At 70.0% G+C, this 14,964-nt stretch carries 12 protein-coding genes; 5 read left to right on the plus strand and 7 right to left on the minus strand.

The features are described 5' to 3' along the window. Positions 1-35 precede the first annotated feature (35 nt). Entirely contained in the window at positions 36-1,910 is a 1,875-nt protein-coding gene (locus tag A9O67_RS10135; protein WP_068609751.1) for a hypothetical protein, read from the minus strand. A gap of 94 nt (positions 1,911-2,004) precedes the next feature. Here A9O67_RS10135 and A9O67_RS10140 point away from each other — a divergent pair, with 94 nt between their 5' ends. The 5 genes from A9O67_RS10140 to A9O67_RS10160 all read left to right on the plus strand — a co-directional run bounded on the left by A9O67_RS10140 (position 2,005) and on the right by A9O67_RS10160 (position 7,565). Next, the gene (locus A9O67_RS10140; RefSeq protein ID WP_068609753.1) at positions 2,005-3,540 is read left to right on the plus strand and encodes a 3-hydroxyacyl-CoA dehydrogenase; all 1,536 of its coding nucleotides are present in this window, start codon (positions 2,005-2,007) and stop codon (positions 3,538-3,540) included. A gap of 4 nt (positions 3,541-3,544) precedes the next feature. Then, entirely contained in the window at positions 3,545-4,324 is a 780-nt protein-coding gene (locus tag A9O67_RS10145; protein ID WP_068609755.1) for an oxepin-CoA hydrolase, alternative type, read from the plus strand. Positions 4,325-4,399: 75 nt separating this feature from the next. Then, positions 4,400-5,146 (plus strand): Crp/Fnr family transcriptional regulator, encoded by a 747-nt coding sequence (locus A9O67_RS10150; protein ID WP_068609996.1) that lies wholly within the window; start codon positions 4,400-4,402, stop codon positions 5,144-5,146. Between the two features lie 45 nt (positions 5,147-5,191). Next, a complete protein-coding gene (locus A9O67_RS10155; RefSeq protein ID WP_068609758.1) occupies positions 5,192-6,271 on the plus strand; it encodes a phosphotransferase family protein in 1,080 nt (359 codons plus the stop codon). 34 nt (positions 6,272-6,305) lie between these two features. Beyond that, positions 6,306-7,565, plus strand: a complete 1,260-nt coding sequence (locus tag A9O67_RS10160) for an acyl-CoA dehydrogenase family protein (RefSeq protein WP_068609760.1) — start codon at positions 6,306-6,308, stop codon at positions 7,563-7,565. A gap of 58 nt (positions 7,566-7,623) precedes the next feature. Here the strand turns inward: A9O67_RS10160 and A9O67_RS10165 are convergent, their stop codons facing one another. From A9O67_RS10165 to A9O67_RS10190, 6 genes are all read right to left on the minus strand, one after another. Next, positions 7,624-10,047 (minus strand): GspE/PulE family protein, encoded by a 2,424-nt coding sequence (locus tag A9O67_RS10165; protein ID WP_231960304.1) that lies wholly within the window; start codon positions 10,045-10,047, stop codon positions 7,624-7,626. 42 nt (positions 10,048-10,089) lie between these two features. Further along, positions 10,090-10,311 carry a DUF2788 domain-containing protein gene (locus tag A9O67_RS10170; protein WP_068609763.1) on the minus strand — a complete coding sequence of 74 codons (222 nt, stop codon included), beginning with the start codon at positions 10,309-10,311 and terminating at the stop codon, positions 10,090-10,092. A gap of 8 nt (positions 10,312-10,319) precedes the next feature. After that, a complete protein-coding gene (locus A9O67_RS10175; protein ID WP_143968084.1) occupies positions 10,320-11,117 on the minus strand; it encodes a DUF2189 domain-containing protein in 798 nt (265 codons plus the stop codon). 148 nt (positions 11,118-11,265) lie between these two features. Then, the gene (locus tag A9O67_RS10180; RefSeq protein WP_068609765.1) at positions 11,266-12,897 is read right to left on the minus strand and encodes an ABC transporter ATP-binding protein; all 1,632 of its coding nucleotides are present in this window, start codon (positions 12,895-12,897) and stop codon (positions 11,266-11,268) included. Beyond that, positions 12,897-13,946: an ABC transporter permease gene (locus A9O67_RS10185; protein WP_082955492.1), complete on the minus strand. Its 1,050-nt coding sequence runs from the start codon at positions 13,944-13,946 to the stop codon at positions 12,897-12,899. Before A9O67_RS10185 ends, A9O67_RS10180 begins: the two co-directional genes overlap by 1 nt. Further along, positions 13,930-14,958: a microcin C ABC transporter permease YejB gene (locus A9O67_RS10190; protein ID WP_068610002.1), complete on the minus strand. Its 1,029-nt coding sequence runs from the start codon at positions 14,956-14,958 to the stop codon at positions 13,930-13,932. The genes A9O67_RS10185 and A9O67_RS10190 overlap by 17 nt, the downstream gene beginning before the upstream one ends. Between the last annotated feature and the right edge of the window lie 6 nt (positions 14,959-14,964).

A 14,964-nucleotide genomic window follows, 5' to 3' on the forward strand; every position in this document is an offset into this window, starting at 1 on the left:
CCCGGGGCCGCCCGGGCCCCGCGAGCTTCAGCACGTCAACGGGGCGGGGGCGCGTTGCTGGCGGGCGGCTGCCAACCGCTCCAATCGAAGTCCAGCGCCCCGTCGGATGGCGCGGCACCGGCGGCAGGCGGTGCCGGTGTGGGTGTCGCCGTGGGCGTGGGCGGCAGATCGGTGATGTCCGGCAGCTCGAAGTCGAGCACGGAGGCCGCGGCTACGGCTGTCGCCGCCGACGAGCCCGCCGGTGCGGCCGACGGAGCCAGCGGGGCCTGCGCCAACACCGGCAGCAGATCCAGCACCCCGTGCAGCACAATCAGGTCATCGAACGCCGCTAGGGTGCGCACCTGCAGCGGCGCGGCCGGATCCCCCGGCTGGGAGGCGAGCGCCGCCTCGAGGGTCGCCCGCGCGGCATCCCCCGGCCAGCCGCGCGTCAAGGCGTGCAGTAGCCCCGGGTCGGCCTCCACACCATCGGCGGTATCGGCCACGGCCAACAGGCGCTGATAGTGCTGCTCGTAGGTGGCTTGCGGCGAGCGTGTGTCCAGACCGTGCTTGCGGGCCAGGGCCCACCAGCGCAGATACGGCGCTTCGCTGGCGCGGGGGTGCGCCAACACGAAGGCCCGCAAGGCGGCCACCGCATCCGCCGCCTGGCCGAGCGATTCGAAGAAATCGACCCGCTCCCACAGCTCGTGCAGCGCAGCGATGTCGAGCCGCGCAATCGGCACTTCCTGGAACACCGACGCCCCGGCCTCGCTGACTTCCAGCCCGGCCATGTGATCGCCCATCACCGGCGCGCTCGATCCGGTCGTGGCCGCCGTGGGTTCGGCCGCCGTGGCCGAGTGGATCGCTGCCATCACCTCGGCGGCGGGTGACGGTACCGGCGCCGGGGGAGCATCCGCGCCACCGCCGCGCTCCGCAGGCGCTGCCCACCACGGGGCGGTGGGCACCGGGGCCACCGGTGCGGGCCGTCGCCGCAGCAGCCACAGCAAGGCGCCCAGCAGCCCCACGATCACCCCGGCCAGAGCGTACAGAATGCCGTCACCGCGGGCGCTGCGGGCGGCCGTCAGCTCGCGGTTCAGGCTCTCGACGGCCAGCAGCAGGCGCTGTTGCTCCGCGCGCAACGTGGCCAGCTCTTGCTGCACCGCCGGGTTCGGTTCCGCCGTGGGCGCCGGGGCGTCGGCGGGGACGGCCGCCGGCGCCCCGGCCGGATCGCCGCCCGCCTTGGTGCCAGGGGCCTGCGCGATGTCCACCGGCTCCAGCTCCAGCCGGGGGCCGGCGGGGGGCGGGGGAACCGGGGGGGCGGAGCGGGCCTCTCCACTCGCCTCGCGTGCCGCAGGGGCCGCCGCAGCCACCGGTTTGACCTTGGAGGCCAGGCGCGCGACACCCGCCGGGCGCGGGGCGGTGGTGAGCGACCGGATGGGGGGCTCCGGTGCCGGGTTCCGCGCGACAGGGGCAACGGGGTTGGCCGGTGCGACGGCCGCCGCGCTGGGCCGATCCACCGGCGCCGGGGCGGCCGCCGTCACGGCAGGCGCGGGCACGGGCCGCACCGGCTCCACATCCGCCAACAGCGTGTACGCACGGGCGAACCGCATGGGGCAGCCGACGCGCAGCTCGACGGTGACGAACGGCTCGTTGACGGGCAGGCGTGAGCGCACGCGCAACACGCCCGCCCCCCGCGCCGCATCGCGCTCGACGGTGACGCTGACATCCGACGGGCTCAGACGCATCTCGCCATAGCGGACGTCCGCCTGCACACATTGGGCGCCGGTGTCGTCCCCCGTGGCCCCCGGGCTTTGCACCACAATATCGAGCGGCCGACCGATAATGACTGCGCCCTGCACCGCCCCCAGGGACTGGGCATGACCCTGCACGGCCGCCACGAGCAGCAAGCTGGTCAACGCGGATTTGGGGTGCATGCGGGGATTCCTGCGGACTGGCCGATACGCGCTTCGAGAAGCATTCTGGTTGGCCGATTCTGTCACATCCGTTCCAAACGATACTGTATTGAGCATGCCCCAAGCCTCCAACCGTTTGACTTTTCGCAACATTGGCCTCGTCGGTACCGGCGCCATGGGTCGGGGCATCGCCCAGATCGCCGCGCAGGCCGGCAGCACCGTACACCTGGTGGACGCGCAACCGGCTGCCGTCGAGGCCGCCCGCACCGCCCTGCGCGACACCTGGGACAAACTGGTGGCCAAGGGCCGCATGACCGCGGATGACGCCGCCGCGTGCCTGCAGCGGTTGGTGCCGGACGCTGGCGTGGAAGCGCTGGCGGGCTGCGACCTCGTCATCGAAGCCGTCGTCGAGCGGTTGGATGTCAAGCAAGACCTGTTCCGCCAGCTCGAGGACATCGTCGGCCCGGACGCGGTGCTGGCCACCAACACCTCGTCGCTGTCGGTCACCGCCATCGGCAGCCGGCTGCGCGCCCCGCAGCGGCTGGCGGGCTTTCACTTCTTCAACCCGGTGCCGCTGATGAAGGTGGTGGAGGTGATCCGCGGCCTCAAGACCGACGCGGCGGTGGGCGAACGGCTGGCCGCCTTCGCGCGCGAGATGGGCCACACCCCGGTGATGGCGCAGGACACGCCGGGCTTCATCGTCAACCACGCCGGGCGCGGCTACATCACCGAGGCGCTGCGCATCGCGGGCGAGCGCGTGGCCGACTTCGCCACCATCGACCGCATCCTGAAGGACCAGATGGGTTTTCGCCTCGGGCCGTTCGAGTTGCTGGACCTGACGGCGCTGGACGTCTCCCAGCCGGTGATGGAGTCGATCTACCACCAGTATTACGAGGAGCCGCGCTTTCGCCCGAGCGTGATCGCGGCGCAGCGGCTGGCCGGGGGCGTGGTCGGGCGCAAGGTCGGCGAGGGCTTCTACCGCTACGTCGACGGGCAGGCGCAGGTGCCGCCGGAGCCGCCCGCGCCGGTGGTGGAGGCGCTGCCGCCGGTGTGGGTGCCGGGGCGCGCCGCGCGGCGGGCGGAGCTGCTGCAGCTGCTGAAGGACCTGGGCGCGACGATCGAGACCGCCGCCCAGCCGTCCGGGCAGGCGCTGATCGTGGTGGCGCCGCTCGGCCACGACGTCACGACGGTGGCGGCGGTGGAGCGGCTCGACCCCGGCCGCACCGTCGGCATCGACATGCTGCTGCCGGATGGCGCGGTCAAGCGCCGCGTGCTGGCCACCAACCCCGCCACCCGCCACGACATGCGTGTCGCGGCGCACGCCCTGCTCGCGCGCGACGGCAAGCCGGTCAGCGTCATCCGCGACAGCGGCGGCTTCGTCACCCAGCGCACGGTGGCCACCATCGTCAACATCGCCGCCGACATCTGCCAGCAGGGCATCTGCACCCCCGGCGACCTGGAGACCGCCGTCACGCTGGGCCTGGGCTACCCGGCCGGGCCGCTGGCGATGGGCGACCGCGTCGGTGCCGCCAGCGTGCTGGAGATCCTGTTCAACCTGCAGACCGTCTACGGCGACCCGCGCTACCGCCCCTCGCCGTGGCTGCGCCGCCGCGGCGCGCTGGGTCTCAGCCTGCTGCACCCGGAGGAGTGACGCAATGACCGCCACGCTCAAGAGCCACAGCCACGGCGGCACGCTGGTGCTGACGATCCACAACCCCGAGCAGCGCAACGCGCTGGCGCCGGAGATCTACGTCGCCGGCATCGAGGCGCTGATCGCCGCCGAGCGCAACGCCGAGGTGCGCAGCGTCGTCCTCACCGGCGACGGCGGCACCTTCTGCGCCGGCGGCAACCTGCAGCGGCTGCTGGCCAACCGGCAGCAGCCGCCCGAGGTGCAGGCCGACAGCATCGAGGCGCTGCACGGCTGGATCGAGGCGATCCGCAGCTTTCCCAAGCCCGTCATCACCGCGGTCGAGGGCGCCTGCGCCGGCGCGGGGTTTTCGCTCGCGCTGGCGTGCGACCTGCTGGTGGCGGCGCGCGACGCGGTGTTCGTGATGGCCTACGTCAACGTCGGGCTTTCGCCCGACGGCGGCGCCACCTGGAGCCTGCTGCGCCAGCTGCCGCGCGCCACCGCGCTGCAGCTGCTGATGCTGGGCGAGCGCGCCGGCGCCGAGCGGCTGCACCAGCTCGGCCTCGTCACCGCGGTCAGCGCCCCGGGCGCGGCGCTGTCGGACGCGCTGGCGCTGGCCGAGCGGCTCAACGCCAAGGCCCCCAACGCGCTGGCCAGCATCAAGGCGCTGGCCAACGATGCGCTCACGCAATCGCTGCCGGCGCAACTGCGCGACGAGCGCGACCATTTCGTGCGCAATCTGCATCACCCCAACGCGGGCGAAGGCATTCGTGCCTTCCTGGACAAGCGCGCCGCCCAATACCGCTGAGTGGACCGGCTGCGCCGCCGGCAGGGCCCTGGGGCCACGCCGGCCGGTGCGGGTCACCAAGGAGACAAACCCATGATGTCCAAGTCGCTCATACGACAGCCCTTCGACGAGCCCATTCTGACAATGGAAGAACGGGAAGCGATCAACCAAGGTCGCTGGTTTTCCAGTCTTTCACCATCGCTGCGGCACGACATCCTCCGATGCGCTTTCGTCAAACGCTACCAGGACGGCGATCTGATCGCCGCGCGCGGCGATCCGCCGGCGCTGTGGACCGCCGTGGCCAAGGGGGCCGTGCGCGTCAGCTCCACCTCCATCACGGGCAAGCAGATCACGCTGACCTATGTGGAGCCGGGCGTGTGGTTTGGCGACATCGCAATGTTCGACGGCGACGCGCGCACCCACGATGCCTACGCCCACGGTCCGACGACCTTGCTGTGCGTGGCGCGCAGCGATCTGCAAAAAATCCTGGACCAGCATGTGGAGCTGTACGAGGCGCTGCTGCGCCTGCAGGCGCGGCGCATCCGCACGCTGTTCGGCTTGGTGGAGGACCTGAACACCCTGCCCCTGCGCTCGCGGCTGGCCAAGCAGCTGCTGCATCTGTGCCGCTCCTACGGCGTGCCGTGCCTGTCCAACGGGCAGGAGACGCGCATCGGCCTGCAACTCGCGCAGGAAGAGCTGGCCCAGTTGCTGGGTGCCTCGCGCCAGCGCGTCAACCAGGAGCTCAAGGCCATGGAGCGCGACGGCGCCATCCGCATCGAGCCGGGCGGCCTGGTGATCCGCGACCGTGGCCAGCTCATGCGCATCGTCGAATCCGAACCCTGACCCCCAGCCGCATGGCCGGTGGGTCGGCTTTCCCCCCTGCCTGCCATGCCCGAATCCCCCTCTCCCGCTGATACCTCCGCCAGCCACGCCCTGGACGTCGCCGCGCTGGAGCGCTGGCTGACGGCGCACCTGCCGGGCTTTGCCGGGCCGCTGTCCATCGAAAAGTTTCCCGGCGGGCAGTCCAATCCGACCTATCGCCTCGTCACCCCGGGGCGGGCGTACGTCATGCGCGCCAAGCCCGGCCCGGTGGCCAAGCTGCTGCCGTCGGCACACGCCATCGAGCGCGAGTTTCGCGTCATGCAAGCCCTGGCCGCCACCGACGTGCCCGTGGCGCGCATGCATGTGCTGTGCGAGGACGAGTCCGTCATCGGGCGCGCCTTCTACGTCATGGAGCACGTCGATGGCCGCGTGCTGTGGGACCAGTCGCTGCCCGGGATGGACCCCGAGCAGCGCCGCGCGCACTATCTGGAAATGAACCGCGTGCTCGCCGCCCTGCACCGGGTGGACGTGCAGGCCGTGGGGCTGGCCGACTACGGCAAGCCCGGCAACTATTTCGAGCGCCAGATCGCGCGTTGGAGCAAGCAGTATGCCGCCTCCATCACCGACCCCATCCCCGAGATGGACGCGCTCATGGCCTGGCTGCCCGCCCACCTGCCCGACATGGCGCGCGACGAACGGCTGGTCAGCGTGGTCCATGGCGACTACCGCCTGGACAACCTGATGTTCCACCCTACGGCGCCGCGCATCGTGGCGGTGCTGGACTGGGAGCTGTCCACGCTGGGCCATCCGCTGGCGGACTTCAGCTACCACTGCATGTCCTGGCACATCGAACCCGGCGCCTTCCGCGGCATCGCCGGGCTGGACTGGGCGGCCCTGGGCATCCCGTCCGAGGACGAGTACATCGAGCGCTACTGCGAGCAAACCGGCTTTGCCACCCCCGAGGCCCTGCGCCGCGACTGGCCGTTCTACCTGGCCTACAACGCCTTCCGCCTGGCGGCCATCCTGCAAGGCATCGCCAAACGGGTGGAGCTGGGCATCGCCTCCAGCGCCCAGGCCCGCCAGAGCGCGGCCGGCGCCCGCCCCCTCGCCCAGTTGGCCTGGCGCTTTGCGCAACAGGCGCGCTGACCTCCCCTCCCCTGACCTGACCCCGGAGACCCCGATGGACTTTGCCTACAGCCCCCGCGTCCAGGCCCTGCGCGAACGCCTGATGGCCTTCATGGACGAACACATCTACCCCAACGAGGACCGGTTCGAGGCGGAGGTCGAGGCCAACCGCGCCGCCGGCAACGCCTGGGTCCCCACGCGCCTGATCGAGGACCTCAAGCCCAAGGCACGCGCCGCCGGCCTGTGGAACCTGTTCCTGCCAAACTCCCCGCGCGCGCCGGAGGGCTTGAGCAACCTCGAATACGCGCCGCTGTGCGAGATCATGGGCCGTGTGCCGTGGGCGGCGGAGGTGTTCAACTGCTCCGCCCCCGACACCGGCAACATGGAGACGCTGGAGCGCTACGCCAGCGAGGCGCTCAAGGACCGCTGGCTCGAGCCGCTGCTGCGCGGCGAGATCCGCTCCGCCTTCCTGATGACCGAGCCGGAGGTGGCCTCGTCGGACGCCACCAACATCCAGTGCCGCATCGAGCGCGACGGCGACCACTACGTCATCAACGGGCGCAAGTGGTGGTCGTCCGGCGCCGGCGATCCGCGCTGCGCGGTCTACATCGTCATGGGCAAGACCAACCCCGACGCGCCGCGCCATGCGCAGCAGTCGATGATCGTGGTGCCGGCCGACACGCCCGGCATCCGCGTTGTGCGGGCACTCTCGGTGTTCGGCTACGACGACGCGCCGCACGGCCACATGGAGATCGAGCTGAAGGACGTGCGCGTGCCGGCCGACCACATCCTGCTCGGCGAGGGACGCGGCTTCGAGATCGCGCAGGGGCGGCTCGGCCCCGGGCGCATCCACCACTGTATGCGCTCGATCGGCGCGGCCGAGCGCGCGCTGGAGCTGATGTGCCGCCGGCTCAACGAGCGCGTCGCCTTCGGCAAGGCGATCGCCGCGCAGACCGTCTGGCAGGAGCGCATCGCGGAGGCACGCTGCATGATCGAGCAGGCGCGGCTGCTGGTGCTCAAGGCCGCCTACATGATGGACACGGTCGGCAACAAGGCCGCGCGTGCCGAGATCGCGATGATCAAGGTCGTCGCCCCCAACGTCGCCTGCCAAGTGCTGGACTGGGCCATTCAGGCGCACGGCGGCGCAGGCGTGTCGCAGGTCACGCCGCTGGCGCGCAGCTACGCCAACCAGCGCACGCTGCGGCTGGCCGACGGGCCGGACGAGGTGCACCGCAACGCCATCGCCAAGCTGGAGCTGGCCAAGCACCTGGTGCGCGCGCCGGAGGTGGAAATGCCCATTACCCGCGGCTGCTAGTCACGCTGGCGCGGGCCGGGCGGTTCCGAGTACCGCTTCGGGCAGTACCCGGTTCGCGTCATAGGTTGCTGGACGCGCGCACCTCGGCCAGGGTGGTCAGCCCCATGAGCACCTTTTCGATGCCGTCTTGGCGCAGGGTGCGCATGCCCTCGCGGATGGCTTGGGCCTGGATATCGGCGGGGCGCGCGCGGGCCTGCACCAGGCGCCGCAACTCCGGGCTGGCGATCAACAGCTCGTGCATCGGCAGGCGGCCGCGGTAGCCCGTCTGCCCGCATTCCGGGCAGCCCGGGGCCCGCGCCATCGTCAATTGGCCATCGCGGCTGAAGCGCTGGCGCCATTCCCGCTCCAGCGCATCGGGATCCTGCAAGGGATGGTCGTCGGGCAGTTGCGCACGGTAGTCGTTCGTCAACTCGCGCAGCCGCTCCGGGGTCACGGGCTCGTGCTGCACACAGGACGAGCACAGCCGGCGCACCAGCCGTTGTGCCAGGATGCCCTGCAAAGAGTCGGCGAACGAAAACGGATCCACCCCCAGGTCGCCCAGGCGCAAAATGGTTTCGGCCGCCGAGTTGGTGTGCAGCGTGGACATCACCAGATGCCCCGTCAGCGAGGCCTCGATCGCCATCTCGGCCGTCTCGGCATCGCGGATCTCGCCCACCATGATCACATCCGGGTCCGCGCGCAACAGCGAGCGCAGTGCGTTGGCGAACGTCCAGCCGATCTTGGCATTGACCTGAATCTGACGCAGCCCGCGCTGGGTGATTTCCACCGGGTCCTCGGCGGTCCAGATCTTGCGCTTGGGCGTGTTGAGGCGTTGCAGGGCGGCGTGCAGCGTCGTGGTCTTGCCCGATCCGGTCGGGCCGGCGCACAGGAACAGCCCATACGGCCGCTCCAGAATGTGCTCGATGGCCGCCAGGTTGCGCGGGGACAGCGCCAGCCCCTCCAGCGGCATGGGCGCCGAGGAGTTGAGGATGCGCATCACCACGTCCTCCAGCCCGTCGGCGGTCGGAATGGTGGCCACGCGCAGCTCGATCGGCAGCCCCCCGAAGCGGCGGAAATGGATTTTGCCGTCCTGCGGCTTGCGCCGCTCCGAGATGTCGAGGCTGCACATCACCTTGATGCGGGCGATGAGCGCGTTGCGGTAGTTGGCGGGCAGCTCCAGATAGGGGCGCAGCTCGCCGTCGACCCGGAAACGGATGATCACCTTCTCCCGCCCAGGATACGGCTCGATGTGGATATCGGACGCGCGCTGATGGAAGGCCTCGACGATCATCGAATTGACCAGCTTGACCAGCGTGTTGTCCGACTGCTCGATCGGCCGCTCGTCGACGCCTTGCAACGAGGCCTCGCCAGCCAGCTCGACGGCCAGTTGCCAGGCCTCCACGTTGGATGCGGGGGCCACGGACGGCTTGACGGGCTCGACCGCGGCTGGCACGGCCTCATCCCCCAGGCCGATGGCGCGGTAGGCCTCCGCAATCTTGGCCTGCAGGTCGGCGGCCGAGCTCACCACCGGGATCACCTTGCGCTGTGCCGTGAACTCCAGCTCGTCGATCGCCTTGAACTGCAGCGGATCCGGCATGGCGACCACGACCGACGCACCCAGAATGGCGATCGGCAGCACCTGCAGCCGAATGGCCAGCACCATCGGCACCAGCCGCAGCGCCGCAGCGTCCAGCGGAAACTTGCGGACATCCACGAAGGGATAGCCCATCTTGCGCGCCAGCGCGACCTGCAGATCGGCGGGCTGGATCAGCCCCATCTCGACCAGCGTCTGCCCGAGCGGGGTTTTGGGTTGTGCCTTCTGGCGCTCCAGCGCGCGCAGCAACTGCTCGGGGGTGATCTTGCCCAGGCCCATCAGGGCCTCGCCGATGGGCACGGGCTTGAGCGTCGCCTGCCGCTCCAGCGCGGCCTTGAGCTGTTCGAGGTTCTCGACCATCGAGGCTTCGATGTGCCGCAGCGATTCCGGCGACACCTCCTCGGTGGCGCTCAGCAGCGTCTCGCTGAAGCCGCTGTCGGCCAGCAGGCCGCCGTCCCGGCTCTGTACCTCGTAGCGGACGATGCCGCTCTTGGGCACGAACACGCGCTCCGGGTCGCCTTCGCGCGCCATCTTGGGAAACACCCACAGCCCGTGCGGCGTGCGTCGGCAGCCGTGGCACAGCCCCGAATACACCGACCCATCGCGCAACTGCACCACGAAGGAGTGCAGCACCTCGTCCGCATACCCCGACGCCGCGCCCAGCGACGCAGGCGCGTCCCGCGGATCCACGCGCAAGCGCTTGACCTGGTTGAAGCGCAGCGACAGCAGGCGGGGCGGCTCCTCGACCAGAATCTTGAGCGCGCCCCCCTCCGGCTGAAAATCCGCCAACGCGCCGCGCACGACGCGCCCGTTCCACCCCTCCACGGCCACGGGCAGGCTCGGCTGCCCCGCGACGTAGGTTTCGTCGGTATCGCGGTTGGGAATCGCAAATTGGGCGTTGGGGGCCATGGGGTCAGCCGGATGTGGATCTCCGGAGGATGTCGGCGGATGCTACATCCCCAGAATCCATTGAATCACATTCTTGGCCAGAAACCCCAGCATCCCCAGCGACAGCACCAGGAACAACACGAAGGTGCCGAACTTGCCCGCCTTGGACTCGCGCGCCAGGTTGAAGACGATGAAGAGCATGTACAAAATGAAGGCACCCACCCCAAAGGTGAGCCCGAACTGCGCGACCTGCGCCTCGGTATAGCCAAACAACGTCCCGTTCATCGCGCCCTTCACCCTCGCAGCGGCCGAATCAGCCCGGCCCGCTCGAAATCCCGATAGGCGTGCCAGCTCGCGTATGCCACGACCGGCACCGTCAGCATCAAGCCCACCATGGCCAGCGCCATGCCCAGGGCCACCAGCGCCACGATGCACACCGCCCACACCCCCATGACCACCGGGTGGCTGCCCACGGCCCGCCAGCTCTCGCCCACCGCATGCCACAGCGGCGTGGGCGTGTCCACCAGCATGGGCAGGGTCATGACGCTGGAGGCAAACACCGGTGCCGCCAGCCAGGCCCCAAGCAGCAGCCAGACCTCGAACAGCCCCACCCCGTCGGCCAGGACCACATGCAGCACGAAATCCATGGGCCGCTGCACCGGCGCAGGGGCCCACAGCGTGATGAGGGCCGCTGACGTCAGCACCCAGCCCGTCCCCGCCAGCCCCAGCAGTAGCCCAAAGGTCATCAGGCGCCGATCGCCCGACGACCACAGCCGCACCACCTCAGCGCAGCACACCTTCTCGCCGCGCTCCAGATAGCGGCTCACCGCATACAGGCCCGACGCCAGCACCGGCGCGATGATCAAAAATCCGGAAAACGCGCCGGCCAGCAGCCAGAACTCATCGCGCAGCGCCAGCCACAGAATCAGCCCGAACAGCGCCATCATGCCGCCGTGCAGCGCCCCCGGCAGGGGATGGGTCACATAGTCGCGCCATCCCAGCCGAAGCCAGCGCAGCGGTGCCGCCCAACCGATGGCGGGCACGGGTGACCGGTCGCCGGCGACGGCGGGCGGGGGCGATGGGGTCATCATGAGAACCTCTCCCGGGAATCACGCAGAAATCGAACGGGCCGCCCCCGTGACGGCATGGCGGCCCGCCCCGAATTGGACCACAACCGTTGCACGGTAGGGCGCCCGCGGGCCGCCGAACCTCCGGTGTCGCCAGCGAGTCGTCGGGGGGTCAAGCCGCCAGGGGGCCGGCGCTCTCGAGCAACTGGCGCGTGTAAGGCTCGCGCGGCGCGCGCAGCACCTGCAGCGCGGGCCCCGACTCCACCACGGCGCCAGCGCGCATGACCAGCACATCGTGCGCCATCGCCCATACCACATCCACGTCGTGGGTGATCAGCAGGTACGACAGGCCGCGCTCGCGCTGCAAGCGCAGCAGCAGCTCGATCACTTGCCGCTGCACCGTGACATCCAGGGCGCTGGTCGGCTCGTCCAGCACCAGCAGACGCGGCTGCACGATGAGCGCCCTGGCGATGGCGATGCGCTGCCGCTGCCCACCCGAAAAGGCATGGGGATAGCGCTGCAGCCACGCGGCGACCTCGGCAGGCGTCGCCGTGGCGGGCAGCAAGCCGACCTCCTGCAAAGCAGCCACGACGCGCTTGCGCCGCTCGGCCGCGGACAGCCGCGGCTCGTGCACCCGCAAGCCTTCTTCGACGATCTGCTCGACCGTCAGGCGCGGCGACAGCGACGAGAACGGATCCTGAAACACCACCTGCACCTCGCGGCGCAGAGGACGGTCCATCGCCCCGCCCTGCCAGGCCCTGCCCATCACCGCCAGACGGCCCTGCACCGGCAGCAGGCCCAGAGCGGCCAGCGCCAGCGTCGACTTGCCCGATCCGGACTCCCCCACCACCCCCAGTGTGCGGCCGGGCGCCAGCCGGGCCGACACCCCATGCACTGCGGGGAACTGCCCGGCGCAAAACCACCCCCGCCACCCGGGTCGCGGCACACGGTACGTCACGCGCAACCCATCCAGCTCCAGGCATGGGGGCGCGTCCGCGGGGGGGGTGTCCGCTTGCAGCGCCTTGGGCCGCACCGGGCGGCTGCCCAGCAAGCGCACCGTGTACGGATGCGTCGGCGCGTCAAACACCTGGGCCACCGGCCCCGCCTCGACCACCTGCCCCTGCTCCATCACGACCACACGGTCGGCAAAACGCCGCACCAGGTTCAGATCGTGCGTGATCAACAAAACCGCCAGCCCCAGGCGGCGCTGCAAATCCTCCAGGAGCGCCAGGATTTGCAACCGCAGGCTGGCATCCAGCGCCGTGGTCGGCTCGTCCGCGATCAACAGGCGCGGCTCGCCGGCCAGCGCCATGGCAATCATGGCGCGCTGGCGCTGCCCGCCGCTGAGCTGATGCGGATACTGACGCGCCCGGCGCGGGGCGTCGTCGATGCCGACCTGGGCCAGCCACTCGACGGCGCGCGCCCAGGCTTCGCGCGGCAACAGCGCCCGCTTCAGGCGCAGCACCTCGGCGATCTGCTCGCCCACCGGGTACAGCGGATCGAGCGCCGTCATCGGCTCCTGAAACACATACGCCACCGCATCGCCGCGCAAGGCGCGCAGCGCGCGCTCCGGCAACGTCAGCAGCGACTGCCCGTCAAAGCGCACCTCCCCCTCGATACGGGCGTCGGGCAACAGCCGCAGCAGGCTCAGCGCGGACACCGTCTTGCCCGAGCCGGATTCCCCCACCAGGGCCACCTTCTCGCCCGCGCCCACATCGAAGTCGATGCCGTGCACCACGGGCCGTCCGCCAAACGCGATGCGCAGGCCGCGCACAGTCAGCAACGGGGTCGCCTGCCCGTCCATCAGTCGGCCTTTCGGGGGTCGAGCGCGTCGCGCAGCGCGTCACCCATGAAGGTGAGCAGCGTCAGCGTAAGCACCAGCACGCCAAAGGTGGACAGCGAAATCCACCACGCATCGATGTTGTTCTTGCCCTGGGCCAACAGCTCGCCCAGCGATGGCGTGCCCGGCGGCACGCCCAGCCCCAGAAAGTCCAGCGACGTCAGCGCCAGGATCGCCGCGCTCATGCGAAAGGGCAGGAACGTCACCACCGGGGTCAGACTGTTGGGCAGCACATGCCGCCAGATGATGGCCGCGTGCGACAGCCCCAGCGCCCGGGCCGCGCGCACATAGTCGAGCTGGCGGTTGCGCAAAAACTCCGCGCGCACATAGTCGGCCAGCCCCATCCAGCCAAACAGGCTCAGCAGCACCAGCAGCAGGGTGACGCTGGGGGCAAACACTGCGCTGAAGATGATGAGCAGATAGAGCTCCGGCATCGACGACCAGATTTCGATGAGCCGCTGCATCGTCAGGTCGAGCCGCCCGCCAAAATAGCCCTGCACCGCACCGGCCAGCACCCCCAGCACCACACCGATGGCGGTGAGCGCCAGCGCGAACAGCACGCTGATGCGAAAACCATAGATCAGTTGCGCCAGCAGATCGCGCCCGCGGTCGTCGGTACCCAGCAGGTTGGCGCGGCTGGGCGGTGCGGGGTGCGGTCCCGGCGCCCAGTAGTTGAGCGCCTGGGGGCCATACGGGTTGGGCGGGTACAGCGCCCAGTTGCCGCCCGTCGTCAGGCGTTCGCGCACATACGGGTCCAGATAGTCGGTGGGCGCCTCGAAGTCGCCGCCAAAAGTGGTCTCCGGGTAGTCGTGCAACAGCGGCAGGTACCACTGCCCCTCGTAGCGCACCAGCAGCGGGCGGTCGTTGGACAGCACTTCGGCCAACAGGCTGGCGGCCACCATCGCCACGAACAGCACCAGGCTCCACCAGCCGAGCCGGTTGCGCGCGAAGCGCCGCCACGCCCGCCGAGCCGGGCTTGGGGAGACATGCGGAGCGTCAATCGAACTTGACACGGGGGTCCACCCACACGTAACAAAGATCGCTGACCAGCTTGGTGAGCAGCCCGATCAGCGTGAACAAAAACAGCGTACCCATGACCACCGGGTAGTCGCGGCGGATCACGCTCTCGTAACTCAGCAGCCCCAGGCCGTCGAGCGAGAACAGCGTCTCGATCAGCAGACTGCCGGTGAAAAACGCCCCGATGAACGCGGCCGGAAAGCCGGTCACGATCGGGATCATCGCGTTGCGCAACACATGCTTCCAGAGCACCTGCCGCTCGCTCAGGCCCTTGGCGCGCGCCACCAGGACGTACTGCTTGCGGATTTCCTCCAAAAACGCGTTCTTGGTCAGCATCGCGGTCACGGCAAAGCTGCCCAGCACCATCGACAGCACCGGCAGCGTGATGTGCCACAGGTAATCGACGATCCGCGCCGGCCACGACAGCTCGGCCCAGTGGTCGCTGACCAGCCCGCGCAGCGGAAACCACTGCAACTGCCCGCCAAAGACCACCAGCAGCGCCACCCCGAGCACGAAGCCCGGAATCGCATACGCCACCAGGACGATCAGGGAGGTGACGACGTCGAAGCGCGAGCCGGCGCGCACGGCCTTGGCCACGCCCAGGGGTACCGCCACCGCGTAGCTGATGACGAAGGTCCACAGGCCCAGGCTCATGGAAACGGGCAGCTTCTCCCAGATCAGTTGCGCCACGGGCTTGTTCTGGAAAAAACTCTGCCCCAGATCGAAACGCGCGAACTGCCGCAGCATTTGCCAAAAGCGCTCGTGGGGCGGCTTGTCGAAGCCATAGAGCGCCTTGATCTGCTCCAGCCGCTTGGGGTCCACCCCCTGCGCACCCCGGTAGGCGGAGCCGCCGCCCTCCGCCCCCGCCCCCAGCCCGGCACGGGCCTCGGCCAGATACTGGTCCACCGGCCCGCCGGGCACGAACTGGATCACCACGAACGTCAGCAGCAACACCCCAAACAGCGTCGGGATCATCAGCAGCAAGCGCTTGAGGACGTAGGCCCACATGGATGC

The organism is Tepidimonas fonticaldi, assembly GCF_001675355.1.
In the GTDB taxonomy this organism is placed as follows: Bacteria; Pseudomonadota; Gammaproteobacteria; order Burkholderiales; family Burkholderiaceae_C; genus Tepidimonas; species Tepidimonas fonticaldi.

Excerpts from the sequence above, each read along its gene's own strand:
- A9O67_RS10190 (WP_068610002.1), bottom strand. The coding sequence starts at position 14,958 with ATGTGGGCCTACGTCCTCAAGCGCTTGCTGCTGATGATCCCGACGCTG.
- A9O67_RS10165 (WP_231960304.1), bottom strand. The coding sequence starts at position 10,047 with ATGGCCCCCAACGCCCAATTTGCGATTCCCAACCGCGATACCGACGAA.
- A9O67_RS10150 (WP_068609996.1), top strand. The coding sequence starts at position 4,400 with ATGTCCAAGTCGCTCATACGACAGCCCTTCGACGAGCCCATTCTGACA.
- A9O67_RS10140 (WP_068609753.1), top strand. The coding sequence starts at position 2,005 with ATGCCCCAAGCCTCCAACCGTTTGACTTTTCGCAACATTGGCCTCGTC.
- A9O67_RS10135 (WP_068609751.1), bottom strand. The coding sequence starts at position 1,910 with ATGCACCCCAAATCCGCGTTGACCAGCTTGCTGCTCGTGGCGGCCGTG.
- A9O67_RS10170 (WP_068609763.1), bottom strand. The coding sequence starts at position 10,311 with ATGAACGGGACGTTGTTTGGCTATACCGAGGCGCAGGTCGCGCAGTTC.
- A9O67_RS10175 (WP_143968084.1), bottom strand. The coding sequence starts at position 11,117 with ATGATGACCCCATCGCCCCCGCCCGCCGTCGCCGGCGACCGGTCACCC.
- A9O67_RS10180 (WP_068609765.1), bottom strand. The coding sequence starts at position 12,897 with ATGGACGGGCAGGCGACCCCGTTGCTGACTGTGCGCGGCCTGCGCATC.
- A9O67_RS10145 (WP_068609755.1), top strand. The coding sequence starts at position 3,545 with ATGACCGCCACGCTCAAGAGCCACAGCCACGGCGGCACGCTGGTGCTG.
- A9O67_RS10160 (WP_068609760.1), top strand. The coding sequence starts at position 6,306 with ATGGACTTTGCCTACAGCCCCCGCGTCCAGGCCCTGCGCGAACGCCTG.
- A9O67_RS10155 (WP_068609758.1), top strand. The coding sequence starts at position 5,192 with ATGCCCGAATCCCCCTCTCCCGCTGATACCTCCGCCAGCCACGCCCTG.